The 23,451-nt window shown below is 71.2% G+C and carries 27 protein-coding genes; 17 read left to right on the forward strand and 10 right to left on the reverse strand.

The genetic code is table 11. The features are described 5' to 3' along the window. Positions 1 to 97 precede the first annotated feature (97 nt). Genes ACWEVN_RS31170 through purU form a run of 3 tightly spaced genes read left to right on the forward strand, consistent with a single transcriptional unit; the run spans position 98 to position 2,155 of the window. On the forward strand, positions 98 to 799 hold the full coding sequence (locus ACWEVN_RS31170) for a DedA family protein (RefSeq protein WP_452053652.1): 702 nt from the start codon (positions 98 to 100) through the stop codon (positions 797 to 799). Then, positions 696 to 1,265 (forward strand): maleylpyruvate isomerase family mycothiol-dependent enzyme, encoded by a 570-nt coding sequence (locus tag ACWEVN_RS31175; RefSeq protein ID WP_449687744.1) that lies wholly within the window; start codon positions 696 to 698, stop codon positions 1,263 to 1,265. The genes ACWEVN_RS31170 and ACWEVN_RS31175 overlap by 104 nt, the downstream gene beginning before the upstream one ends. 23 nt (positions 1,266 to 1,288) lie before the next feature. Continuing rightward, positions 1,289 to 2,155, forward strand: a complete 867-nt coding sequence (gene purU, locus ACWEVN_RS31180; RefSeq protein ID WP_452053653.1) for a formyltetrahydrofolate deformylase — start codon at positions 1,289 to 1,291, stop codon at positions 2,153 to 2,155. 21 nt (positions 2,156 to 2,176) lie between these two features. Here purU and ACWEVN_RS31185 read toward each other — a convergent pair whose 3' ends face one another. Next, positions 2,177 to 3,226 (reverse strand): NAD(P)-dependent alcohol dehydrogenase, encoded by a 1,050-nt coding sequence (locus tag ACWEVN_RS31185; protein ID WP_452053654.1) that lies wholly within the window; start codon positions 3,224 to 3,226, stop codon positions 2,177 to 2,179. Positions 3,227 to 3,328: 102 nt separating this feature from the next. On the opposite strand from ACWEVN_RS31185, the gene ACWEVN_RS31190 reads away from it, so the two are divergent. From ACWEVN_RS31190 to ACWEVN_RS31200, 3 genes are read left to right on the forward strand one after another with little or no spacing between them, the layout of a single operon-like run. Next, positions 3,329 to 3,928, forward strand: coding sequence for a TetR/AcrR family transcriptional regulator (locus ACWEVN_RS31190; protein ID WP_452053655.1), 600 nt, complete (start codon positions 3,329 to 3,331; stop codon positions 3,926 to 3,928). Positions 3,929 to 3,937: 9 nt separating this feature from the next. After that, complete coding sequence (locus tag ACWEVN_RS31195) at positions 3,938 to 4,552, forward strand: pyridoxamine 5'-phosphate oxidase family protein (RefSeq protein WP_449687740.1); 615 nt, start codon at positions 3,938 to 3,940, stop codon at positions 4,550 to 4,552. A gap of 4 nt (positions 4,553 to 4,556) precedes the next feature. Next, positions 4,557 to 5,180 (forward strand): HAD family hydrolase, encoded by a 624-nt coding sequence (locus tag ACWEVN_RS31200; RefSeq protein WP_452053656.1) that lies wholly within the window; start codon positions 4,557 to 4,559, stop codon positions 5,178 to 5,180. Here the strand turns inward: ACWEVN_RS31200 and ACWEVN_RS31205 are convergent. Continuing rightward, entirely contained in the window at positions 5,177 to 6,184 is a 1,008-nt protein-coding gene (locus ACWEVN_RS31205) for an NADP-dependent oxidoreductase (RefSeq protein ID WP_452053657.1), read from the reverse strand. The two genes, ACWEVN_RS31200 and ACWEVN_RS31205, sit on opposite strands and share 4 nt — an antisense overlap. A gap of 95 nt (positions 6,185 to 6,279) precedes the next feature. Further along, the gene (locus ACWEVN_RS31210) at positions 6,280 to 6,714 is read right to left on the reverse strand and encodes an SRPBCC family protein (protein ID WP_364245534.1); all 435 of its coding nucleotides are present in this window, start codon (positions 6,712 to 6,714) and stop codon (positions 6,280 to 6,282) included. A gap of 198 nt (positions 6,715 to 6,912) precedes the next feature. Here ACWEVN_RS31210 and ACWEVN_RS31215 point away from each other — a divergent pair, with 198 nt between their 5' ends. Genes ACWEVN_RS31215 through ACWEVN_RS31250 form a run of 8 tightly spaced genes read left to right on the forward strand, consistent with a single transcriptional unit; the run spans position 6,913 to position 14,757 of the window. After that, a complete protein-coding gene (locus ACWEVN_RS31215) occupies positions 6,913 to 7,629 on the forward strand; it encodes a GntR family transcriptional regulator (protein ID WP_452053658.1) in 717 nt (238 codons plus the stop codon). A gap of 11 nt (positions 7,630 to 7,640) precedes the next feature. Beyond that, the gene (locus ACWEVN_RS31220; RefSeq protein WP_176173465.1) at positions 7,641 to 7,868 is read left to right on the forward strand and encodes a 4Fe-4S dicluster domain-containing protein; all 228 of its coding nucleotides are present in this window, start codon (positions 7,641 to 7,643) and stop codon (positions 7,866 to 7,868) included. After that, positions 7,865 to 9,253, forward strand: a complete 1,389-nt coding sequence (locus tag ACWEVN_RS31225) for an ABC transporter substrate-binding protein (RefSeq protein ID WP_452053659.1) — start codon at positions 7,865 to 7,867, stop codon at positions 9,251 to 9,253. Before ACWEVN_RS31220 ends, ACWEVN_RS31225 begins: the two co-directional genes overlap by 4 nt. Continuing rightward, positions 9,250 to 10,083, forward strand: coding sequence for an ABC transporter permease (locus ACWEVN_RS31230; protein WP_452053660.1), 834 nt, complete (start codon positions 9,250 to 9,252; stop codon positions 10,081 to 10,083). Before ACWEVN_RS31225 ends, ACWEVN_RS31230 begins: the two co-directional genes overlap by 4 nt. Then, positions 10,080 to 10,799: an ABC transporter ATP-binding protein gene (locus ACWEVN_RS31235; RefSeq protein WP_452053661.1), complete on the forward strand. Its 720-nt coding sequence runs from the start codon at positions 10,080 to 10,082 to the stop codon at positions 10,797 to 10,799. The genes ACWEVN_RS31230 and ACWEVN_RS31235 overlap by 4 nt, the downstream gene beginning before the upstream one ends. Continuing rightward, positions 10,796 to 13,468: a fumarate reductase/succinate dehydrogenase flavoprotein subunit gene (locus tag ACWEVN_RS31240; RefSeq protein WP_452053662.1), complete on the forward strand. Its 2,673-nt coding sequence runs from the start codon at positions 10,796 to 10,798 to the stop codon at positions 13,466 to 13,468. The genes ACWEVN_RS31235 and ACWEVN_RS31240 overlap by 4 nt, the downstream gene beginning before the upstream one ends. Positions 13,469 to 13,477: 9 nt before the next feature. Continuing rightward, entirely contained in the window at positions 13,478 to 13,948 is a 471-nt protein-coding gene (locus tag ACWEVN_RS31245) for a MarR family transcriptional regulator (RefSeq protein ID WP_452053663.1), read from the forward strand. A gap of 29 nt (positions 13,949 to 13,977) precedes the next feature. Further along, positions 13,978 to 14,757: a class I SAM-dependent methyltransferase gene (locus tag ACWEVN_RS31250; RefSeq protein WP_452053664.1), complete on the forward strand. Its 780-nt coding sequence runs from the start codon at positions 13,978 to 13,980 to the stop codon at positions 14,755 to 14,757. Between the two features lie 149 nt (positions 14,758 to 14,906). Here the strand turns inward: ACWEVN_RS31250 and ACWEVN_RS31255 are convergent, their stop codons facing one another. Continuing rightward, positions 14,907 to 15,827, reverse strand: coding sequence for an ABC transporter substrate-binding protein (locus ACWEVN_RS31255; RefSeq protein WP_452053665.1), 921 nt, complete (start codon positions 15,825 to 15,827; stop codon positions 14,907 to 14,909). Between the two features lie 138 nt (positions 15,828 to 15,965). On the opposite strand from ACWEVN_RS31255, the gene ACWEVN_RS31260 reads away from it, so the two are divergent. Both ACWEVN_RS31260 and ACWEVN_RS31265 read left to right on the forward strand, forming a co-directional pair. Continuing rightward, positions 15,966 to 16,664 (forward strand): ABC transporter permease, encoded by a 699-nt coding sequence (locus ACWEVN_RS31260; protein WP_310967961.1) that lies wholly within the window; start codon positions 15,966 to 15,968, stop codon positions 16,662 to 16,664. Next, on the forward strand, positions 16,661 to 17,371 hold the full coding sequence (locus tag ACWEVN_RS31265; RefSeq protein WP_449687732.1) for an ABC transporter permease: 711 nt from the start codon (positions 16,661 to 16,663) through the stop codon (positions 17,369 to 17,371). The genes ACWEVN_RS31260 and ACWEVN_RS31265 overlap by 4 nt, the downstream gene beginning before the upstream one ends. Positions 17,372 to 17,646: 275 nt before the next feature. Here ACWEVN_RS31265 and ACWEVN_RS31270 read toward each other — a convergent pair whose 3' ends face one another. Both ACWEVN_RS31270 and ACWEVN_RS31275 read right to left on the reverse strand, forming a co-directional pair. Beyond that, the gene (locus ACWEVN_RS31270) at positions 17,647 to 18,351 is read right to left on the reverse strand and encodes a M15 family metallopeptidase (protein WP_452053666.1); all 705 of its coding nucleotides are present in this window, start codon (positions 18,349 to 18,351) and stop codon (positions 17,647 to 17,649) included. Positions 18,352 to 18,543: 192 nt separating this feature from the next. Continuing rightward, a complete protein-coding gene (locus ACWEVN_RS31275) occupies positions 18,544 to 18,729 on the reverse strand; it encodes a hypothetical protein (protein ID WP_452053667.1) in 186 nt (61 codons plus the stop codon). A gap of 116 nt (positions 18,730 to 18,845) precedes the next feature. On the opposite strand from ACWEVN_RS31275, the gene ACWEVN_RS31280 reads away from it, so the two are divergent. After that, the gene (locus ACWEVN_RS31280; RefSeq protein ID WP_452053668.1) at positions 18,846 to 19,781 is read left to right on the forward strand and encodes a GNAT family N-acetyltransferase; all 936 of its coding nucleotides are present in this window, start codon (positions 18,846 to 18,848) and stop codon (positions 19,779 to 19,781) included. 312 nt (positions 19,782 to 20,093) lie between these two features. Here ACWEVN_RS31280 and ACWEVN_RS31285 read toward each other — a convergent pair whose 3' ends face one another. Genes ACWEVN_RS31285 through ACWEVN_RS31300 form a run of 4 tightly spaced genes read right to left on the reverse strand, consistent with a single transcriptional unit; the run spans position 20,094 to position 23,392 of the window. Continuing rightward, positions 20,094 to 21,542, reverse strand: coding sequence for an aromatic amino acid lyase (locus ACWEVN_RS31285; protein WP_452053669.1), 1,449 nt, complete (start codon positions 21,540 to 21,542; stop codon positions 20,094 to 20,096). Continuing rightward, positions 21,539 to 22,546 carry an ornithine cyclodeaminase family protein gene (locus tag ACWEVN_RS31290; RefSeq protein ID WP_452053670.1) on the reverse strand — a complete coding sequence of 336 codons (1,008 nt, stop codon included), beginning with the start codon at positions 22,544 to 22,546 and terminating at the stop codon, positions 21,539 to 21,541. The genes ACWEVN_RS31285 and ACWEVN_RS31290 overlap by 4 nt, the downstream gene beginning before the upstream one ends. Continuing rightward, a complete protein-coding gene (locus ACWEVN_RS31295) occupies positions 22,543 to 23,088 on the reverse strand; it encodes a YbaK/EbsC family protein (protein WP_449687727.1) in 546 nt (181 codons plus the stop codon). Before ACWEVN_RS31295 ends, ACWEVN_RS31290 begins: the two co-directional genes overlap by 4 nt. Positions 23,089 to 23,098: 10 nt before the next feature. After that, positions 23,099 to 23,392 carry a DUF2516 family protein gene (locus ACWEVN_RS31300; RefSeq protein WP_013222364.1) on the reverse strand — a complete coding sequence of 98 codons (294 nt, stop codon included), beginning with the start codon at positions 23,390 to 23,392 and terminating at the stop codon, positions 23,099 to 23,101. Between the last annotated feature and the right edge of the window lie 59 nt (positions 23,393 to 23,451).

Here is a 23,451-nt window from a genome sequence, read left to right on the forward strand (position 1 = left end):
TGCGTCTGACGCACCGAACGCCACATTGGGGCGCTTGTTCACCGGGCCACCCCCGCTGCGTCACCCCGAAGTGACCTGCGGTGATCACCATTGAGCCGTGGAACTCCTGGGGCAGGTCACCGAGGTGCTGCGGGGCACGCTCGGCTCGCCGTGGCTGTGGGTGCTCGTCTTCGCCGTGTCCGGATTGGACGCGCTGCTGCCGTTCATGCCCAGCGAGACCACGGTCGTCACCGTCGCCGTCCTGCTCGGATCAGACCCCGGGCCGCTCGTCCTGCTCGCCGCGGTGGCGGCCGGGGGCGCGTGGGCGGGCGACTGCCTCGGGTACGCCGTCGGCCGCGCCGCCGGGCCGCAGGCCATCGCGCGGCTGCAGCGCGGGCCCGACGGCCGCCGTCGTTACGAATGGGCCCGCGACCAGGTGCGGCGCAACGGCGGGCTGCTGATCATCGCGGCCCGGTACCTGCCGGGCGGGCGGGTCGCCAGCGCGCTGGCCAACGGCAGCCTCGGCTACCCGCTGCGCCGGTTCGTGCCGCTCGACGCCGCCGGCGCGGCGATCTGGGCGGTGTACAGCGTGCTGATCGGCCTCGCGGGCGGAGCCGCCTTCGCCGACGAACCGGCCAAGGGCCTACTGCTGTCGTTCAGCCTCGGCCTGGGCTTGGTGTTCGCCATCGAGGCCGGGAGGCGGCTACGGTCGGCCCATGCTCGAAGCGATCGACGTCCACGCCGACGCGCTGAAGCGGGCGGCGCTGACGGCCGGGCCGCCGGCCCCGGTGCCGAACTGTCCGAAGTGGACTGTCCATGACCTGGTGACGCACATCGCGCTCGTGCACGACACCATCACCAGCCTGGCGATGGGCCGGCCGCCACGCCCCGAGCCGCCGACGGACTGGGAAGACGTCCTCGGGTGGTGGGACGGCCGGCGCCTGGCTCTGCGCGAAGCGCTGGCGCGCAACCCGGACACGCCGTGGACCCGCCGGATGGCCCACGAAACCGCGATCCACCGCCTCGACGCCGAATCCGCCCTCCCGGACCCGGTGCAGACCCGCTTCTCCGCCGAGTTCGCCAACGACGGCATCGACGAGTTCCTGACCTTCGTCGTCCCACGTCGCGGCTTCGACGTCAACGTGCGGATCACGACGCCGGAGCGGACGTGGACGGTCGGCGCCCCGGCGACCGAGGTGACCGGCGACGCCGACGACGTCTACCGGGCGGTGTGGGGCCGGCCGCACCGGGCGGAGATCAGCGGGGACCGGCTCCCGGCCGTCTGATCAGCGCGGGGGAGAATGCCCGGGTGACCGCTCCCGAACGCCGCTACGTCATCACCTTCGGCTGTCCCGACCGCACCGGCATCATCGCCCGGATCTCCGGGTTCCTCGCCGAGCACGGCGGCTGGATCGTCGAGGCGGCGTACCACACCGACCCGGACACGGGCTGGTTCTTCACCCGCCAGGTGGTCCGGGCCGATTCGCTGCCGTTCGACGCCGCCGAGCTGCGCGCCCGGTTCGGCGAGGTGGCCGCGGAGCTGTCGGCCGAGTCGAGCTGGCAGGTCAGCGACACCGGCGAGCGGCGGCGCGCGGTGATCCTCGTCTCCAAGGCCGGGCACTGCCTGTACGACCTGCTCGGCCGGGTCGCCTCCGGGGAGCTCGAGGTCGACATCGCCGCGGTGATCGGCAACCACGACTCGCTGGCCGACATCACCCGCGCGCACGGCATCCCGTTCCACCACGTGCCGTTCCCGGCCGGCGGTAAACCAGAAGCGTTCGAGCAGGTCCGCAAGCTGGTCGACGAGCACGACCCGCACGCGGTGGTGCTGGCCCGGTTCATGCAGATCCTGCCCGCGGACCTGTGCCGCGAGTGGGCCGGCCGGGCGATCAACATCCACCACAGCTTCCTGCCGTCGTTCATCGGCGCGAAGCCGTACCACCAGGCGCACACCCGCGGCGTGAAGCTGGTCGGCGCGACCTGCCACTACGTGACGGCGGACCTCGACGCGGGCCCGATCATCGAGCAGGACGTGATCCGCGTCGACCACGGCGACTCGGTCGAGGACATGGTCCGCAAGGGCCGCGACATCGAGAAGGTCACGCTGGCGCGCGGCCTCCGGTGGCACCTGGAGAACCGCGTGCTGGTGCACGGTAACCGGACCGTGGTGTTCTGATCCGGTTGCCGTGCCCGCGCGTCACGCGCCGATCGTCGACGCGTCGATGACGAACCGGTAGCGGACGTCAGAGTTCTCGACGCGCTCGTAGGCCTCGTTGACCTTGTCGGCCGAGATCGTCTCGATCTCCGCGCCGATGCCGTGCTCCGCGCAGAAGTCCAGCATCTCCTGGGTTTCGGCGATGCCGCCGATCATCGAGCCGGCCAGCACTTTGTTGCCGCCGAGCAGCGAGAAGGCGTTGTAGGCCAGCGGCTCGCCCGGCGCGCCGACGTTCACCATCGCGCCGCCGACCCGCAGCAGGCCGAGGTAGGCGTCCACCGGCAGCTTGGCCGACACGGTGTTGAGGATGATGTCGAACTTGCCCTTGAGCGTGTCGAAGGTCGCCTCGTCGCTGGTCGCGTAGTACTCGGACGCGCCGAGTTTCAGGCCGTCTTCCTGCTTCTTGAGGCTCTGGCTCAGCACGGTCACCTCGGCGCCCATGGCGGCGGCGATCTTGACGCCCATGTGGCCGAGCCCGCCGAGGCCGATCACGGCGACCTTCTTGCCCGGGCCGGCACCCCAGTGGTGCAGCGGCGAGTAGGTGGTGATGCCCGCGCACAGCAGCGGCGCGGCGACGTCGAGGTCGATGCCCTCGGGGATGCGGCAGACGAAGGCGTCCTTCACCACGATCTGGTTGCTGTAGCCGCCGTAGGTGTTCTCGCCGTCGAAGCCGACGCCGTTGTAGGTCTGGACGTTGCCCTTGACGCAGAACTGCTCGGTGCCGGCCCGGCAGTACTCGCACTCGCCGCAGGAGTCGACCATGCAGCCGACGCCGACGCGGTCGCCGACCTGGTACTTCGTGACGTCCGAACCGACCGCGGCGACCACGCCGGCGATCTCGTGGCCCGGGACCATCGGGAAGATCGCCTGGCCCCAGTCCTCCTTGGCCTGGTGGATGTCGCTGTGGCAGATGCCGGCGTAGGCGATGTCGATCAGCACGTCGTCGGGACGCAGGTCACGGCGCTCGATCGTGGTCGGCGCCAGCGGCGCGCCCGGCGCCGGAGCGGCGATGGCGTGCGTGGTCGTGCTCATGGAACCCTCCAAGTTCAAGTACCGTCGTCCTCGTAAGAGGTCTCTTACACCTCTACGTAAGAGGGCTCTTACATATTTCGAACGGGAGATGTGATCCGGGTCATGGGCGGCAAGTACCACCACGGCGACCTCCGCGGCGAGCTCGTGCGCGTCTCGCTCGACCTGATCGCCGAGCAGGGCTGGGCGGGGTTCTCGGTCGCGGAGGTCGCGCGGCGGGCGAAGGTCAGCCCCGGCGCGCCCTACCGGCACTTCGCTTCCCGCGAGAGCCTGCTGGCCGAGGTCGCGGGCAACGTCGCCTGCCAGCTCGCCGACCGCGTCACCGCGGCGGCCGGCGAGCACGAAGACCCGGTGGAAGCCCTGGCCGCGGCGGCGGGCGCGTACACGCGGTACGTCATCGAGCGCCGGGCCGGGATGAACGTGATCTACGCCGACGGCCTCCACGGCCCGCAGCACACCGGCCTCCACGAGCAGACCCGGCGGCTGACCGACGAGTTCCTGCTGCGCTGCCTGGCCGTCGCCCCGGACCCGGCGACCGCGCTGGAACTGATGGAGCAGCTGTTCACCCAGGCGCACGGCTACGGCACGTTCCAGCTCGACGGCGTCTTCGTGAAGCACGGCTATTCGACGGACCTGGTGGTGCGCAAGTCCGAGGAGGCCGCGCGCGCCGCCATCGTGGGCCGGATCGTCGGTGGTGCGCGCTAGCTTGGGCGCATGGGGATCATCGACTCACACGAGGCACTGCGCGAAGTGATCGGCGAGGCCGCCGAGCTGACGCAGCAAAAGGTCATCGACCGGATCGACGAGCACGCGCGCACCCTGATCGCGCACTCGCCGTTCGTGCTGCTGGCCACGTCGGCGCCGGACGGCAGCTGCGACGTCTCCCCGCGCGGCGACCCGGCGGGTTCGGTGCTGGTGCTCGACGACCGGACGCTGGCCCTCGCGGACCGGCCGGGCAACAAGCTGATCGACAGCTTCCGGAACATCGTCGACAACCCGCACGCCGGACTGCTGTTCCTGATCCCGGGCATGAACGAGACGCTCCGGGTCAACGGCCGCGCGAGGCTGGTGGCGGACGAGCCGTTCTTCGACGAGCTGGTCGTCCAGGGGAAACGGCCGAAGCTCGCGGTGGTCGTCGAGGTCGAAGAGCTGTACATGCACTGCGCGAAGGCGTTCCTGCGGTCTTCGCTGTGGCAGCCGGAGACCTGGCCGGACCGTTCGACGCTGCCGTCGATGGGCACCATCATGCGCGACCAGCTGTCCCTGCCGATCGCGGCCGGAGAACTGGACGAGCGGCTCAACGAACGGGCCCTGAACCAGCAATACTGATCGGATGCTGTGCGTCTTCGACGTCAACGAGACCCTGCTCGACCTGGCCGCGATGGATCCCCTGATCGGCGGGCCCGAGCTGCGGCGCGAGTGGTTCGGGCTGGCCATCCACACCGTCCTGACCGTGACGGCGACCGGCGGCTACCGCGACTTCGCGGGCATCGCCGGTGACGCCGCGATCGAGGTCACGGCCCGGCACGGGCGGGAGGTCGACCTCGCGCGGGTCGGCGCCGGGCTGCGCAGCCTCCCGGCCCACCCGGACGTCGAGCCGGGCCTGGTGCGGCTGCGCGAGCGGGGCCACACCGTCGTCGCGCTGACGAACTCGCCGCTCGCCACCGCCGAGGCGCAGCTGCAGAACGCCGGGCTGGCGCCGCTGCTCGACCGGATCTTCTCGGCCGAGCAGGTGGGCCGGCTCAAGCCGGCGCCGGAGCCGTACCGCCAGGTCACGGCCGCCTACCCCGGGCAGCACGCGGTCATGATCGCCGCGCACGACTGGGACATCGCGGGCGCCCAGGCGGCGGGGCTCGGGACGGCGTTGCTCACCCGTCCCGGCGTCCACCCGCTGCCCGGTTCGCCCGCGCCCACCTACACCGCGTCGACGCTGCCGGAGCTGGCCGAACTGCTCTAGTCGGCGATCCGGACCAGCATCTTGCCGGTGTTGGCGCCCGACAGCAGGCCGAGGAACGCCTCGGGCGCGTTGCGGATGCCGTCGACGAAGGTCTCCGAGTACTTGATCTCGCCGGAGCTCACCAGCGGCGCGACCTCGGTGACGAACTGCTGCTGCAGGTGCCAGTGGTCGATCACCAGCAGGCCGCGGATGGTGAGCCGCTTGGCGATGACCTGCGCGAGGTTGCGCGGCGCCGGCGTCGGCTCGGTCGCGTTGTACGTGGAGATCATCCCGCAGATGGCGATCCGGCCGTGCAGGGTGATCGCGTCGATCGCGGCTTCGAGGTGCTCGCCGCCGACGTTGTCGAAGTAGACGTCGATGCCCTCCGGCGCCGCCTGGTGCAGCTGCTCGGCGACCGGGCCGTCCTTGTAGTTGAAGGCGGCGTCGAAGCCGAGGTCGTCGATCAGGTGCCGGACCTTCTCCGCCGAGCCCGCCGAGCCGATGACGCGCTTGGCGCCCTTCAGCTTCGCGAGCTGCCCGACCAGCGAGCCGACCGCTCCGGCCGCGCCGGAGACGAACACGGTGTCGCCCGGCTTGAACTCGGCCGACTCCAGCAGGCCCGCGTACGCGGTGAGGCCCGGCATGCCGAGCACGCCGAGGTACGTCGACAGCGGCGCCGCGGCCCCGTCGACCTTGACGTACCGGCCCGCGTCGAGCACGGCGTGGGTGCGCCAGCCGGCCTGGTGCAGGACGTGGTCGCCCACCTTGACGTCGTCGACGTTCGACTCGACGACCTCGCCGACCGCGCCGCCGGACATGACCTCGCCGACCTGGAACGGCGGCGCGTAGGACTTCACGTCCTTCATCCGGCCGCGCATCGCCGGGTCGACGCTCATCACCAGGTTGCGCACCAGGATCTGGCCGTCGCCCGGCGTCGGCACCTCGGTGTCGACGATCTCGAAGTTGTCGTGCGTCGGCACGCCTTCCGGACGCGAAGCCAGCCGGATTTCGGTCGCCGTGGTCATCGTCGGATCTCCTCCAAGTCTCGAAGCGGGGCAGTCGCCCCGGATTCCACCCGATGTAACCAGCTAACCGGGGCGCAGATTCCGATTGTGAGGCGTCACACGATCTCGGCGAGCTTCTCCAGCACGCCGTCGTAGATCTTCTTGAGCCCGCCGGGCGCGAACGTCTTCTCGAAGAAGCCGCCGATGCCACCGGCCCCGTCCCAGGTGGTCTCGATCTTCACGACGCTGCGTTCACCCGCTTCGGTGACCGTCCACGTGGTGACCATGCTGGAGTTCGCGTCGGTCTCGACCAGCGTCCCCGGCCGCGGCTCGGTGACCGTCGCCTTGACGTCGCGGACGCGCTTGGAGGTCGCCTGCAGCTTCCAGCCGGCCTTGGTCCCGGCGCCGACACCGCCCTCGGTGACCTGGTAGTCGCGGTAGTGCTCGGTGAGCAGCTTCGGCCGCGTCTCGGCGTAGTCGGCGACGAGCGCGCGGACCTTGTCGGCCGGGGCGTCGATGGTGCGCTCCGCGGTGGCCGTGACCTTTCCCATTTCACTCCTTCTCCCGGCGTACGAATCAGGGTCCACGATTTCACCGCGCACCGCACCCGCGGCGGGCGCCCTCGGACGTCCCAGATAGTGAGCGGCGGAAGTCCGCTCTGGACAGCCGTTTCCGCAGTTCAGAGCGCCGCGGCCGACGCGAAAAGTGGCGTAACACGGTGTTAACGTCCGCTGGCCATCCTCGCCGCCATGCCCACCACACCCCGGCGGACGAGGTCCGACAGCGCCCGGCAGGTCGCCGACCTGCTGCGTCGTCAGGTGCTGGCCGAGGAGGCGCTGCCGTGCGAGGAGGACCTCACGGTGGAGTTCTCCGCGACCCGCAACACCGTGCGGGAGGCCCTCGCGCTCCTGCGCGACGACGGCCTGATCGCCCGCCAGCCCGGTGTCGGCACGGTCGTCGTCGGCCACAAGTACCCGCACGGGCTCAACCGGCTGGCCGGCCTCGCCGAGGTGCTGCGCGAACACGGCGAGGTGACCAACGACGTCCGGACGGCGGACCTGGTGCCCGCCCCCGCCGTGGTGGCGCAGCGGCTCGGCGTGCCCGAGCGCTCCGAAGTCGTCTACCTCGAACGGCTGCGGCGCCTCGACGGCGTCCCGCTGTCGCTCGACCTCACCTACCTGCTGCCGGAGATCGGCAAGCCGCTGCTGGAGCACGACCTCGCCGGCCGGGACGTCTTCGCGCTCATCGAAGAGACGTCCGGGCAGCGGCTGGGCTACGCGGACATCGACGTCGAAGCCCTCAACGCCGACCCGGAAACCGCCGCGGTCCTGCAGGTTCCGCCGGGCGCGGCGCTGCTGCGGTGGGAACGCCTCACGCACTTCGCCGACGGACGGCCCGTCGACCTCGAGTACATCCGCCTGCGCGGCGACCGCCTCACCATGCGCGCCCGCCTCGACCGTTCCTGAAGGAGACCGCCATGCCCCTCGTCCCGAGCCGGGTCGACGTCCCGGTGACGATCGACGAGTCCAAGTGCCTCGACGGCTGCCGGCTGTGCGTCGACATGTGCCCGCTCGACTCGCTGGCCATCGACCCGGACACCGACAAGGCGTACATGCACGTCGACGAGTGCTGGTACTGCGGGCCGTGCGCGGCGCGCTGCCCGACCGGCGCGGTGACCATCAACATGCCGTACCTGCTGCGGTGAAAGCCGTCCGGATCCTGCTCGCCGCCGCGCTGCTGGCCGCGGGCTGCGCCGCGAACGCGTCGACGTCCGGCGATGTCGACGTCGTCATCGGGTACCAGTCGAAGACGATCAACACCGTCACCGCGGGCACGCTGCTGCGATCGCTGGGGTACTTCGAGCAGCGCCTCGCCGACCTGGGCAAACGGGACGGGAAGCGCTATCACGTCACCTGGCAGGACTACTCGACCGGCGCGCCGATCACCGCGCAGATGGTGGCCGGGAAGATCGACATCGGCTCGATGGGCGACTACCCGCTGCTCATCAACGGCTCCCGCACGCAGGAGTTCGGCGACGGCCGTACCAAGCTCGTCGCCGCCACCGGCTACAACCTGCTCGGCGCGCTCAACATGGTCGTCGTGCCGCCGAACTCGCCGGCCCACACCCTGGCCGACCTGCGCGGGAAGAAGATCTCGGCCAGCATCGGCTCGGCCGGGCACGGCACCACCGTGCACGCGCTGCAGAACATCGGCATCGGGCCCGACGACGTCCACCTGCAGAACCAGGCGCCCGCGGTCGGCGCGTCCGGGCTGCTGTCCGGGTCGGTCGACGCGCTCGGGCAGTTCGTCGCCTGGCCGGGCCAGCTCGTGTTCGCGAACCAGGCCCGGCTGCTCTACGACGGCTCGGCGCTGAACCTGCCGACCTGGCACGGCGTCGTCGTCCGGGAGTCCTATGCGGACAGTCACCACGACGTCGTCACGGCGTTCCTGCGCGCGCAACGCGACGCGACGGACTACCTGCACCAGCACCCGATGGACGCGGCGCTGAAGGTCGCTTCCGCCACCAAGCTGCCACCCGAGGTCGTCTACCTCTACAACGGCGCGGGCGGCATGGTCACCTTCGACCTGCCGCTCAAGCGGCCGCTGATCAGCGCCCTGGAGACCGACGCGCCCTTCCTGCGTTCGATCGGCAACATCAAGCGGCTCGACCTCGGCGCGTTCGTCGACGACCGGTACCTCCGGGAGATCTACGGCCCGGCGTACGACACGGCCGCGTCCTCTTTGGACAATCCAGCCCCGGTGACGGGCTTCGACACGACGTGCTCGCGGCCCGTCACCGATCCGCGCACCGCCGGTGAGCTGTGGCTGTCCGGCGAGACCGCGACGCACCCGGCCGCCACGCCGTCGTGCCTGCTCAAAGCCGTGGCCCACGCGGCGAAGCCGGTCCGCGCGGCCTACGTCCCGGACGCGGCCACGGGCACTCGCTGGTTCGCCGACAAGGCCGTCTGGGTGCGCGACGCGGGCGGCGCGCTGCTGCCCTTCACGACCGAAGACGGCGCCCGCGCCCACCTCGCCGGGCACCCCGGCTCGATCGTCAGCTACGCGCAAGCCGTGGAGGAGTCCCGATGACCCAGACCCTCGACCACGAACCCGCCACCGTCGTCACCCCACCGGCACCCCCGAGACGCCGGTTCAGCCGGCTCGCCGTCCGCGCGGGCAGCATCGTCGCCGCCCTGGTCGTCTGGGAGCTGCTGACCGCGTTCGACGTCGACCTGTGGCTGCACTTCGACCGCCTGCCCACCCCGGTCGAAGTCGCCCGCGACCTCGGCTACCAGCTCGGCACCGCCGTCTACTACCAGGACCTCCTGGACAGCCTGCGCCGGATCGTCACCGGGTTCGCGCTGGCCTCGGTGCTCGGGATCGGCCTCGGCACGGCGATCGCGCGCTCCCGCGGCACGTCCGACGTCGTGCAGCCGCTGCTGGAAGTGCTGCGGCCGATCCCGGCCATCGCGATGGTCCCGATCGCCATCCTGCTGTTCCCCAGCAACGAGCAGGGCATCGTGTTCATCACCTTCGTCGCCGCGTTCTTCCCGGTCGTGGTCTCGACGCGGCACGCGGTGCGCGCGCTGCCGGTGGTCTGGGAGGACGCGATCCGCACGATGGGCGGCTCGCGACGGCGGGTGCTGTGGAACGTCGTGCTGCCGGGCGCGCTGCCCGGCGTGTTCGGCGGGTTGTCCGTCGGCATGGGCGTTTCGTGGATCTGCGTGATCTCGGCGGAGATGATCTCCGGCGAGTTCGGCGTCGGCTACCGGACCTGGCAGGCCTACACCGTCGTCGACTACCCCGGCGTGATCGTCGGGATGCTCACCATCGGCCTGCTCGGCTGGGTCACCTCGGCCGCCGTCGAACTGCTCGGCCGCCGCGCCACCCGCTGGCTGCCCCGAGGGGAGAACGCATGAGCCTCCGCATCGAGAATCTGACCGTCCACTACGGACAGCGGGCGGTGCTGTCCGGCATCGACCTCGACGTCGCCGACGCCGAGATCCTGGCCGTCACCGGGCCGTCCGGGTGCGGCAAGTCGACACTGCTGCGGACTCTGGCGGGCCTGCTCCCGGCGTCGTCCGGGCGGGTCCTGTCCGCCGGTGTGGCGGTGACCGGCACGTCCGCCGAGCGCGCGCTGGTGTTCCAGGACGACGGGCTGCTGCCGTGGCGTTCGGTGCGCCGCAACGTCGAGCTGCCCTTGTCCATCCGGCGCGTCCCGCGGGCGCGGCGGCGGGTGGAGGCCGAGTCGTGGCTGGACCAGGTCGGGCTGGCCGGGTACGAGGACCACCTGCCGCGCGAGCTGTCCGGCGGCATGCGGCAGCGCGTCCAGCTCGCCCGCACCCTCGCCGGGGCTCCGCGGGTGATCCTGGCCGACGAGCCGTTCGGCGCGCTGGACGCCCAGACCCGCACGGCCATGCAGCGCCTGCTCGTGGAGGTGTGGCGCAAGCGGCCGACGACGGTGGTGTTCGTGACCCACGACGTCGACGAGGCCCTGTTCCTCGCCGACCGCGTCGCGGTGCTGACCCGCGACGGGCGGCTGGCCAAGGTCGTCGAGTCGTCGCGGCCGCGGACGACCGAGCCCGCCGTGGCGGCCGAGCGCGCCGAAGTCCTGGACGGGCTGGTGGCGGCATGACGTTCGAAGCTCCCCCGGTGTCCACGCGGACGCACTTCGAGACCGACGTCCTGGTCATCGGCGGCGGGACCGCCGGGACGATGGCCGCGCTGACCGCCGCCGAGAACGGCGCGAACGTGCTGCTGCTGGAGAAGGCGCACGTCCGGCACTCGGGCGCGCTCGCGATGGGCATGGACGGCGTCAACAACGCGGTCATCCCGGGCAAGGCGACGCCGGAGGACTACGTCGCCGAGATCACCCGCGCCAACGACGGCGTGGTCAACCAGTCCACTGTGTACCAGACCGCGCGCCGCGGGTTCGCCATGGTGCAGCGGCTGGAGAAGTACGGCGTCAAGTTCGAAAAGGACGAGTACGGCGAGTACGCCGTGCGGCGCGTGCACCGGTCCGGCAGCTACGTGCTGCCGATGCCGGAGGGCAAGGACATCAAGAAGGTGCTCTACCGCGTGCTGCGGGCCAAGCACATGCGCGAGCGCATCACGATCGAGAACCGCGTGATGCCGGTGCGGGTGCTGACCTCCGGCGGGCGGGCCGTCGGCGCGGCCGGGTTCAACACGCGGACCGGCGAGTTCGTCACGGTGTCGGCGTCGGCGGTGATCCTGGCGACCGGCCCTTGTGGACGGTTGGGCCTGCCGTCGAGCGGCTACCTCTACGGCACCTACGAGAACCCGACGAACGCCGGCGACGGCTACGCGATGGCCTACCACGCGGGCGCGGAGCTGTCCGGGATCGAGTGCTTCCAGATCAACCCGCTGATCAAGGACTACAACGGCCCGGCCTGCGCTTATGTCGCCAACCCGTTCGGTGGCTACCAGGTCAACGCGGCGGGCGATCGGTTCGTCGACTGCGACTACTGGTCCGGGCAGATGATGGCCGAGGTCGCGCGCGAGATCTCGTCGGCGCGCGGGCCGATCTACCTCAGGCTGACGCACCTGCCGGAGGAGACGCTCGGCGCCCTGGAGAACATCCTGCACACGACCGAACGGCCGACGCGCGGGACGTTCCACGCCACCCGCGGCCACGACTACCGCACGCACGACGTCGAGATGCACATCTCGGAGATCGGCCTGTGCGGCGGGCATTCGGCGTCCGGCGTCTGGGTGGACGAGAACGGCGCGACGACGGTCCCGGGCCTGTACGCGGCGGGCGACCTCGCCTGCGTGCCGCACAACTACATGATCGGCGCGTTCGTCTACGGCGACCTCGCGGGCGCGCACGCTTCGGGTTCCCTGCGTCCTCTTGTTGCGTTGCCCGAGGACCAGGTCGCTGCGGCGCACTCGTTGATCTACCACCCACTGTCCACTCCGGACGGTCCACCACAGCAGCAGGTGGAATACAAGCTGCGGCGGTTCGTCAACGACTACGTGGCCCCGCCCAAGACGACGGCGAAGCTGGAGATCGCGCTGGAGACGTTCGCACGGATGACCGGCGAGATCGCGGCGATGGGCGCGCGGACGCCGCACGAACTGATGCGCTGCGCCGAAGTGACGTTCATCCGCGACTGCGCCGAGATGGCCGCGCGGGCGTCGCTGGTGCGGACGGAAAGCCGGTGGGGGCTCTACCACGACCGGACCGACCACCCGGGCCGCGACGACGTCTCGTGGCTGGCGCACCTGAACCTGCGCAAGACGGCGGCCGGCGAGATGGAGTTCGTGAAGCGGCCGGTGGCACCCTACGTCGTGCCGGTGCCGGAGTTCTCGGTGCCTTCCTTCGACGTCGAGGTCCTCGGCACCCACACGGCCTTCAGCGGGCACACGCCGCCGGACGCGACCACCGTCTCCCCGGCGCGGACGCATTCGTCGCCGCGGGTCCTCGACGTCGTCGCGCTGGCGGAAGAACAGCCTTCGCTCGCGGTGCTGTCTTCCTACCTCGCCGATCCGGATGCCGAGGTCCGCACGACGGCGATCGCGGTGCTCACCGAGTCGGCGCCGGACGGCTTCGGCCCGGCCCTGGTCACGGCGTTGCACGACATCGACGCGCGCATGCGGGCCGCGGCGGCGGCCGGGCTGCGGGAGCTGGTGGAGGTGCTGGCACCGACGCCGTCCCTGGGCGACGGGCTGCGGTCGGCCCTGGCGGTGTCCGACGCGGACGTGCGGTCGGTGGCCCTGGACGTCCTGCGCGCCCTGCGGCTCGGCGATGCGTCGTTGTTCGCCGCCTCGCTGGCCGACCCGGCGGTCGTCGTCCGGCTGGAGGCGGTCCGCGGCCTGGTGTCGCTGGACGCGGCGTCGACGCTGGCTTCGGCGGCGGCGGATGTGTCGCGCGAGGTCCGGGTCGCGGTCGCGGCCGGGCTGGGCACGATCGGCGACCCGCGCGCGACCGGGACGGTGGCCGCGCTGGCCGTCGACCCGGACCTGCTGGTGCGCGCGGCCGCGCTGACCGCGGCCGCCGACCTCGGCTGCGGCGGCGACCTGGCGCGGTTGGCCTTCGCGGCGCTCGCGGACCCGGCGTGGCAGGTCCGCCGGGGTGCGGCGACGGCGCTGGGTGCGCTGGCCGAGCCGTCCGAGCAGCTGCTCGTGGCGCTGGAGGACGAGCACCCGAACGTCCGCCGGGCGGCGGTGCAGGCCCTGGGCAAGTGGGCTGACCGGCCACCGGTGGCGGCGCGGTTGCGGGCGCGGCGCGGCGACTCGGACGCCGACGTCCGCGCGTACACGCGGATGGCCCTCGGCGGTTAGGCTCCGGGCATGGGTTCGGGAGCGCACCGCCGGTCGACCGTGGCGGTGAAGGACGCGCTGCGGGAGCTGCGCAACCAGCTCGCGCTGCTGAACCACCAGGTCAGCGCCCAGCTGGCGCTCAAGGACGTCGACCTGGAGTGCCTGGAGCTGATCGCCCGGCACGGCCCGCTCAGCCCGAGCGCGCTCGCCCGCCGCGCCGGGCTGCACCCGGCGACGCTGACCGGCATCCTCGACCGGCTGCAGAAGGGCGGCTGGATCGTCCGCGAGCGCGACCCCGAGGCGGCCGACCGGCGCTCGGTCGCGGTCCGCGCGGTCCGCGGCCGCAACGGGGAGCTGTTCCGGCTGTACGCGGGGATGAACACCGCGATGGACGAGCTCTGCGCCGGCTACAGCGAGGACGAGCTGGCACTGATCGCCGGGTTCCTGCGCCGCGCGACGTCGGCGGGCCAGGACGCGACCGGGACGCTGACCGGGGGCTGAGCAGCGGTTTCTGTGCTGTACTCGGGGGCATGTGGCAGTCAGGCGACGCTTACGAGGCCTACATCGGACGGTGGAGCCGCCGGATCGCGGCGACGTTCGTCCGGCAGCTCGGCGCCCCGGCGAGCCGCCGCTGGCTCGACGTCGGCTGCGGCACGGGCGCGCTGACCTCGGAGGTGCTGAGGGCGGCCGACCCCGCGGAGGTCGTCGGCGTGGACCCGTCCGAGGGCTTCCTGAAGACGGCTCGTGAGGGCGTGACCGACCCGCGGGCGTCGTTCGAGGTCGCCGACGCGCGCTCGCTGCCGTTCCCGGACGACCGCTTCGACGTGGTGGTGTCGGGCCTGGTGCTGAACTTCGTCCCGGAGCCGGACCGCGCGGCGGCGGAGATCGCACGGGTGACCGCGCCGGGTGCACTGGCCGCGGTGTACCTGTGGGACCTCGCCGAGGGCATGCAGCTGATCCGCCGCTTCTGGGACGCGGCGGCCGAGCTCGACCCCACGACGGTGGCCGAGCTGGACGAGGGCCGCAAGCACACGTTGTGCCACCCGGAGCCGCTGGGCCGCTTGTGGACGGACGCGGGGTTCACGGCGGTGTCGGTCGGCGAGATCACGATCCCGACGGTGTTCGCCGACTTCGCCGACTACTGGCACCCGTTCCTCGGCGCACAGGGCCCGGCGCCGTCGTACCTGACCACGTTGCCGGAGCCCCACCGCGACCGCCTCCGCGAGCTCCTGCGCGCCCGCCTGCCGACCGAATCCGACGGCTCGATCCCGCTGACGGCCCGTGCGTGGGTCGTCAGCGGGACCGCGTAAGAGCCCGGCCCCCCGGCTTGACCCCGGCCACCCGGCTCGACCCCGGCCATCCGGCTTGACCGCCGACCACCCGGCCACCCGGCGCGGGCGGCCGGCGGGCCCGTGCGGGCGGCCGGCGGCCCGGGTGCGGGTGGCCGGCGGTTCCGGCGTCAGAGGCCGGCCTGCGCCAGCCAGTCCTTGGCGACGTCCGCCGCCTTCTCGCCGTCGGAGTCCACGCGCTTGTTCAGGTCGCGCATGATGTCCGTGGTCAGCTTCGCGCTCACCGCGTTCACGGCGGTGGCGAAGTCGGCACCGCGCTCGTCGAGGACCTTCTTGTTCACCGCGGGCACGACGTTCTCGGTCGGCACGATGTTGAGGTCGTCCTTGAGCACGGTGTAGGCCGGGTCGCCGGTCAGCGGGCTGACCGAGTCGACCGGGATGACCGTGACGGCCCCGGACTTGAGCTGCTGGACGCGCGGGCCGGCTTCCTGGATGGTCTGGAAGCTGATGTTGGTCAGCTTGTAGACGTCGGTGAAGCCCTTGAAGCACGGAAGGCGCTTCTCGCACTCCGGCGGCCCGGCCATGACGACCTTGTCGAGCTTCTTCAGGTCGCTGATCGACGCGATGCCCTTGTCCTTGGCCACGTCGGACTTGACGATGTAGGTGTTCTTGTCCTCGGCCGGCGCGAAGTTCAGCAGCCCGACGCCGCTGGGCTCGAACAGCTTCGCCAGCTGCTCGTGCTCCTCCTGCGCGGTCTTGCCGGCCTCCTGGCCGAAGCCGGTGGTGATCGCCGCACCCTGGTACTCCGGGATGAATTGCAGCTCACCGGACTTCAGCGACGGGTAGATCAGCTCCCGCGACCCGAGGTTCAGCTTCCGCGTCACCGGGTAGCCCTTCGCCTCCAGCGCCTGCGCGTAGATCTCGGCGAGGATCTGGCTGTCGGTGAAGTTGAAGGACGCGACGACGATCGGCGCGCCACCCTTGTTTTGCGCGGCGGGCTTGTCACCGCTGTCGCTGCCGCCACAGGCGGCCAAACCGAGCGTCGCCGCGACGGCCACCGCCACCACGGACGCGTTCCGGAACCAGCGCACGAATCCCCACTCCCTCGTCACTCGAACAGACGAAAGGACCCTAGTCCTGACCTCCGACAAGAATCCACATCGTGGGAGAAAGCACCCGATATTCCCACTCCGCGGAATATTTGGGCCCGATCGGGGTAGGGTCGGCCGGTGCACGTGACCACGGTGACGCCGCTGGCCGCCGACAGCGAGCCTCCGATCTTCCAGTGGAAGTGGGTGGACCGCAACGCGGACGACATCGTCCAGCGCCTCGTCGAGCACGTTTCGCTGACCGGCGCCGCCCTCGGCATCGGCCTGGTGGTGTCGATCGGGCTCGCCGTCGTGTCGCTGCGTTTCCGCTGGTCGTACCCGGTGATCCTCGGCACGGCGGGCGCGTTGTACGTGATCCCGAGCCTGGGCGCCTTCGCGGTCCTGGTGCCGTTCTTCGGGCTGACGTTCGTGTCCGCGATGATCCCGCTCGCGACTTACACGCTCCTCATCCTGGTCCGCAACATCGTGACCGGCGTCGACCAGGTGCCCAACGAGGTCCGCGAGGCGGCGGTCGGCATGGGGTACACGCGCGGCAGGCTGCTCTGGCAGATCGAACTGCCCCTCGCTCTCCCGGTGGTGATCGCCGGCCTCCGGGTCGCGGCGGTGACGACGATCGGCCTGGTGACGGTCACCTCGATGCTCGGCCTCGGCGGCCTGGGGTACTTCATCCGAGCGGGCATCCAGACGGCGACCCCGAACCCGACGGAAATCATTGTCGGCGTGGTCCTGTCGGTCGCCCTGGCGGTGGTGGTCGACCTGGTCCTCTGGCTCAGCGAGCGCGTGCTGGCGCCTTGGTCGCGGAAGGTGCGGACGCGATGAGCTTTTTCGACCAGCTGAACGCGTGGCTCGCGGACCCCAACCGCTGGAGCTGGACGGACAAGGCCGGCGTCCCGTACCGCACGCTGGAGCACCTGAGGTTTTCGTTGCTGGCCCTGGCGATCGCGGCGGCGTTGACCATCCCGGCGGCGCTCTGGCTGGCCCACTACCGCCGCGGCGCGTTCCTCGCGAGCAGCGCGGTCAACATCGGCCGGGCGATCCCGAGTTTCGGGTTGATCATCCTGTTCTGGTTCCTGGCGAGCCGTTGGGAGCTGGACACGGCGTTCTGGCCGTTGCTGCTCGCGTTGGTCGCGTTGGCGATGCCACCGTTGTTCACGAACACGTACGCGGGCGTGGTGACCTTGGAGCAGGAGACGATCGACGCGGCCCGCGGAACGGGCCACCGCGAGTGGCAGATCATGGCCCGCCTCGAGCTCCCGCTGGCCTCCCCGGTGATCCTGGCGGGCGCCCGGGTGGCCTTCCTCCAGCTGATCGCCACGGTGGCCATCGGAGCAATCGTCAACGACGGCGGAGGCCTGGGCCGCTACATAGTCGACGGCTTCGCGCTGGGCGCCCAGGGCTACGGAGCCATCTTCGCGGGCGGCCTGGCCGCGGTGATCCTGGCGCTGCTGTGCGACGGAGCGTTCGCCCTGATCACCCGCTTGGCCACCCCGCGCGGCTTGGCGTTGCAGAACGCCCGCCGCGACTAGCCGACGGTCGCCGTCGCCCAGCTCGCAACACCGCCGCCCCCCGTACCGCCGGCTCGCGCCACCGCCCGGCCCGGCCCGCATCGCCGCCCAGCCCGCATTCCGGTGGCCCGACCTGCCGCCCGGCGGGTCCGCCCGGGATCGCCGCCGGTCCAGCCAGCGACGATCCCGGGCGAGCTTCATTCATCCCCAGTACGTGAGGCTGCGGTTCCCATTACGGCCTGTCCCAGACGCAGCCGACGGACAGTTGTGTCGCCCCAGCGGTTTTCCGGTCGGTGTCAGGGCTTCTCGAAGTGCTGGTAGTCGATCGGGGTGTCCCAGGAGCCGCCCCAGGTCCAGCCGCGGGAGGTGAAGGCCCGCTCGGTGACGTCGCCCGCGTGGATCATTCCGGGCGCGTGCTGCGTCCGGTCGACGTACGGTGCCCCGTTGGGCGGGTAGACCGCGCCGCTGCCGGAGATGTACGGGTTCTGGACGGTGTTGATGTCGATGGCGCGCCCGTAGGAGTGGTTCGACCAGGCGGTGCCGCCGGTGATCGCCCGGCAGTTGAACGCCGAGGTGTTGTTGGCCGCCATGGAAGCGTCGTCGTCGGAGTTGTACTTCTCGACGGTCTCCATCCGCTCGATGGGGAATCGTCCGAAGTAGAGGTCACCGAAGACGCGGGCGACCTCGAACGCCCGATCGGCGTTGACGACCAGTTCGCCGCGGTGCACGGCACCGTCGAAGCCGAGGAAGCTCAGGTTGACCAGCCGCAGCTGGTCGGGACCGACCGGGCACCCTTCGTGCCAGCTGTTCCCGAGCCGCTCGGCGGAGACGGGCTTGATGACGGCGACATAGGGCGCCAGGCCACTCCCGGCCGGCGCGGCGAGTTCCACGGTCTGGGTGCCGATGCCGGAGCCGGTGGACGCCGATGCCGGCGCGACCACGGCGACGGCCGCGGAGAGCGTGAACGTGACGATGGCAAGAACTCTGGTTCTCAGATTCATGATCACTCGACGCCTTGCCCCGTTGACCGGCTGCACCCGAGTCGGATACGCCACAGCGGCTCAACCTTTTCGCGCCCCAGGCGACCGCGCGCGCACCCGCGCCACACCCGGCCGAGGCGTCAGGAACCGGCCCGCGGCGCACCACACCGCCATGCCGACAGGCACAACCAGGCCCGCTGGCAGCAGCCCGGCTCAGAGCGCGCCCGGCCAGGATCGCCGCGAAGCCCAGGAACTGCCCCGCCACGACCTTGACCACACCACGGCGGCCGGCCGCCTGGCCGATAACACCGCGAGCAGCACCAGGTCGCCGACGTTCGTCACCGCGAACATCGCCGCCGCACGTCCGAGCAGTCCGGCGTCCGCTTCCGATTCGACCACAGGCACGACCATCCGGTTGTGTGGCAACGGTTACGTGCCACCGGTGGCCGGCCCGCTTCCGGCCGGGTCGGTAAATCGGTTGGCGAGGGCCGGTGTGGCACCGGATGATGCTGCCCATGCCCGCCGTCACGCGCCGCGGTTACGCCGGTCCGGCCGACCTGCGGGCCATGCAGGACCTGGCCCAGCGGATCTGGTCGAAGTCGAGTTCGGTGCACGTCGGTGATCTCGCGTGGCAGCGGTTCCAGCACGCCGGCCGCGAAGCCGAGTGGCCGACCGTGCTGTGGGAAGCGGGTGGCGAAGTCGTCGCGTGGGGCTGGATTTCGCTACCCGGTGAACTCGCGCTGCTCGTGGATCCGGCGCGCCCCGGACTCGCGCCCGAGGTGCTCGCCTGGTTCGAAGACACCGCCTCCGCGGCCGAGCTCGCTGTCACCGTGCTCGACGCCGAGAAGCATGTCGTCGCCGCCTTGGAGCGTTGCGGTTACGCGCTTCAGGAAAGTCCTGTGTTCCAGTCGTATATGTCTCGCCTCCTCGTGGATCTGCCCGAGCCTGTCGTGCCCGCCGGCTTCACGCTCCGGCCGGCCGGCGCGGACGATCTGGACCGCCGCGTGGCCGTGCACCGCACGGTCTGGCACCCGTCGAGGGTGACCGGACCGAGCTACCGGACCGTCATGGCCGCCTGGCCCTACCGGGCCGGGCTGGACTGGGTCGCCGAAGCACCCGACGGCCGGTTCGCCGCCCAGTGCCTGATCTGGCTCGACGACCGCAATGCCGTCGGCGAGCTGGAGCCCGTCGGAACCTTGCCGGAGTTCCGTCGCACCGGGCTTGCCCGCGCGGTGTGCCTCGCCGCGCTGCACGCGGCCCACCACGCCGGCGCTCGCGAAGCCGTCGTGTATCCGGTGATCAACCATCCGAAGTCCGTGGGTGCCCTCCCTCTGTATCGCGATCTGGGCTTCCGCCCCTATGCCCGCACCCTCACCTTCACGCGGACCCGCCGTCGTATCCCTCCTTCCCCGGGGCCCGCGTCCCCGGAGGGCGCTCACGAACGAACGTAGCGCGCCGCCCCCGCCGGATGTCCGATTCGGCAGCGCACGGAGGGTGGTTGTCCACAGGCCGCCGCAATTGTGGATAGTTCCGTGGATTTCGTTGTCGGAGCGGCAAAATCGTCGGCGTCGCGCGATAGAGTTGAGACGGGGGCCCCCGGGCGCGGCGTCGTGCGGCGAGACGGCGAGTCCACCCGCTCAGCGACGGCTCGCCCGAGCGAAGCCGGACTCAGCAACGGCTCGCTCGAGCGAAGCCGGGCTCAGCAACGGCTCGCCCGAGCAAAGCTCGGACTCAAGTGAGCCTCGCCCGAGCAAAGCCCGGACTCAGGTGAGCGTCGCCAGGTCGTTGAAGAAAGCCGCCCGGCAAACCGCAATCAGACGCTCGACTTCCGGCCCCAGAGGCCGATCCTCGTCCACCGGCGGCACCACCGACCGCACCCACCCGTACGCCGCACGAACCCCCGGCGCACCCTCACCACCGGCCAAATACCGCGCCTGCGACACCGTGATCAGCTCGCAAGCCGTGATCGCGAAAAGATGCGAAGCCGCCGCACGCAATTGCTCCCCAGCCGCAGCCGCAAACGCTTGCACGTCCTCCTGACCGGCCGACGTGTCGATCGAACCCAACGTCGCCGGCGCCGCGAGCCGCCGGAGCGCGTGCAGTTCGCCGGCCGCTCGCTTGTGCAGCGGCACCAACCCCGCCCGCGGCCCCGGATCGGCCGTGAGCTGCGGTGGCAACCCGCTGAACCGCTCGTCCAGCAACCGGTGCGTCCGCTGCACCGAAACCTCCCCGAGGTGCACCAGCGCGGCCGTCACCGCGTCCATCCGCAACCCCAGGTCCACCGCGTGGTACGCCGTCCCCGGCACGAACGCGCCGTCGACGAACGAAGGCGAATCCCCCGGCATCGTTTCCCAGCGTCGGCGGGTTTCGTGCAATTCGCCGTTGACGCGGGAAGCGTGCGCCAACGCCCGCGGCGCGACCCGCACCGACAGCGGCGCCTGCACCACGCCGGGCCGCACCGGGCCACTGCCCACCAGCCCCGAAAGCTCGTGGAGCACCGCACTCAGGTGGTCGTCGCCGCCCGCCATGACCGGGGAAAACACGTCCCGGGGCGCGCCGAGGACGTCGATCGCCATGGCCGCCGCGAGCGTCTGCAGGTCGATGAGCTGCTGGGTTTCCGTCCAGCCACGCGCAGAGTGCATCACCGCCAGCGGAGAACCCTGAAGCAGGGAAGCGCCTTCCTTCGGCCCGAGAACATAAGGTGCCGCACCACGCGCCGCGAGCGCCGAAGCGGCCGGCACTTCGACGCCGTCCTCCAAGACCGTGCCGATGCCGAGGAACGTCTGGAACGCGTGGGACAGCGCGATGATCTCGCCCGAACTGCCGAGCCCGGAGCGCGGGACCGCCGGCGTGAAGCCGTCGTTCAAGCGGTCCACCAGGAACTGCACCAGCTCGGCGCTCACCCCCGACCACGGTCGCAGGAAGTCGCGCAGCCGGACGACCAGCAGCGCGCGGACGTCTTCGGGCGGCAGCCACGGCGGACCGCCCACAGCGCGGCCGATCAGCAGGTTCCGCTGGTGCTCGGCCTGCTGGCCCGCGTCGAGCGCCACCCCCGCGAGCCGGCCCATCCCCGTGGTGACCCCATAGACCGGCCCGGACCGGTCCGCGAGGGCTGTCAAGACCTCGTTCCGGCGCTGCCGCAGGGCTTCTACCAGCGGTTTGTCCAAAACCAGCCGTTCACTGTCGGCGAACGCACTGTCGGAGACGATCATCGGTAGGGCAGCATGGTGCCGACGCCGGAAGCCTCGGCACGGGCGAGGATCAGGTTCGCCACCGCGACGTCCGTTGTGGACAGTCCGCGGTGCCAGAACAGGATCCGTTCGGCGTCGTGCTCGCGGCCTGGCCTCTTCCCGGCCACGATGTCGCCGATCTCGGCGTGGACGTTGTCCTCGGTGAGGAGGCCGGCGTTGAGCTGCGGGCGCAGGGCGCCGAACCGCGGGTTGCCGGACCGCGATTCGCGCCAGTCGTCGACGACGACCTTGTCGACGTCGTCGAGCAGCGTGAGCTCGAGCGCGCTGATCGTGCCGTAGGGCACCAGGAAGGTGCCCGGCCAGAGGAACTCGCGGCGCACCAGCGCCTCGGGCTCGACCAGCCGGGAGGCCTCGACCTGGATGTCCGCGCCGTCCAGGGTCTCCTCGGCCGTGGCGCAGACGCGGACGTCCTTGCCGAGCCGCTCGGACAGCCGGCGGCCGAAGTCCTCGCGTGACTCCGGGCGCTTGCTGGTCACGCGGATCTCGGCGAAGTCGAACAAGGAGTCCAGCAGCACAACGTTCCACCAGGCGGTACCGCGGGCGCCGATGTGCCCGAGCACCCGTGCATCCGGGCGGGCCAGGTACTTCGCGCCGACGGCGGTCATCGCGCCGGTGCGGGCCTCGGTGATCATCGTGCCGTCGACGATGGCCCGCGGCATGCCGGTGTCCGGGTCGAGCAACAGGATCAACGCCATTTCCGAAGGGAGGCCCCGTTCGAAATTACCCACGAAGTCACCGACGACCTTCACGCCGCTGACCTGCTTCGCGGACAGGTGACCGCGAAGGATGTTGAAGTGGCCCTTGCCGCCGTTGTCCGGCACGAGGTGCGTACGCGGCTCGAACACGACCTGGCCGCGGCCGTGGTCGGCGAGCACGTCCTCGACCGCGCCGACGATCTCGGCGTCCGTGATGCCGAGCGCGTCGATGTCGGCACCGGTCAGGTACCGGAGCCAGACGGACGTCACCGGGCGAGGTCCTCGATGACCTCCGCGCCGGGCAAGGCGGCCAGCGCGGCGCCGGAGATCAGCAGCTTGCTGCCGCGGATCCCGCTGCCGATGACGAGCTCGGGCGCCTCGGCGACGCGGCGGTCGAGCAGGATGGGCCATTCGGCGGGCAGGCCGACCGGCGTGATGCCGCCGTACTCCATGCCGGTCAGCGAGACGGCTTCGTCCATCGGCGCGAACGACGCCTTGCGGACGTCGAGGCGGCGCTTGATCACGCCGTTGACGTCGGCGCGGGTCGTCGCGAGCACGAGCGCGGCCGCGAAGCGGACTTCGCCCGCGCGCTTGCCGGCGACGACGACGCAGTTCGCGGACGCCTCGAGCGGCGAGCCGTAGGCCTCGCAGAAGGCGGCGGTGTCGGCGAGCGACGGGTCGATCTCCGCGACGCCGACGGCGTCCGGGTCGGCGAGCGCGGCGAGGGCTTTGGCCACGGGCTCGGCGAGCAGTTCAGTACGAGAGGAGGCGGGAACGACGGTGAGGCTCCCGGCGATGGTCCAGGTCACCACCCCAGGGTAGCTACCAGCTGGAGCCGCCGCGCTGGACCTCGATCAGCTTCGGGCGCACGTCCACGATGTAGACCAGCGCCGCGGCCATCGCGGGCACGTAGAAGATCATTCCCGGGCCCATCACGGGGAACAGCACCATGGCGAGTGTCGCGCCGCCGGTGATCAGCATCCAGATGGGCTTGGTCTTGCGGTCGGCCGCGGAATAGGCGTCGGCGCGCTGGAGCAGCGCGTGCACGAAGGCGAAGAGCCCGACCAGCGCGCTGCCCCAGTGGATGACATTGAGGATCCAGATGGCGACTAGCACAGCGACAGCTTACGGCAAACCACCCGAACGACCCCGGCCCCGCCACCGCGGCTGCGGTG

This window comes from Amycolatopsis sp. NPDC003861 (assembly GCF_053605405.1).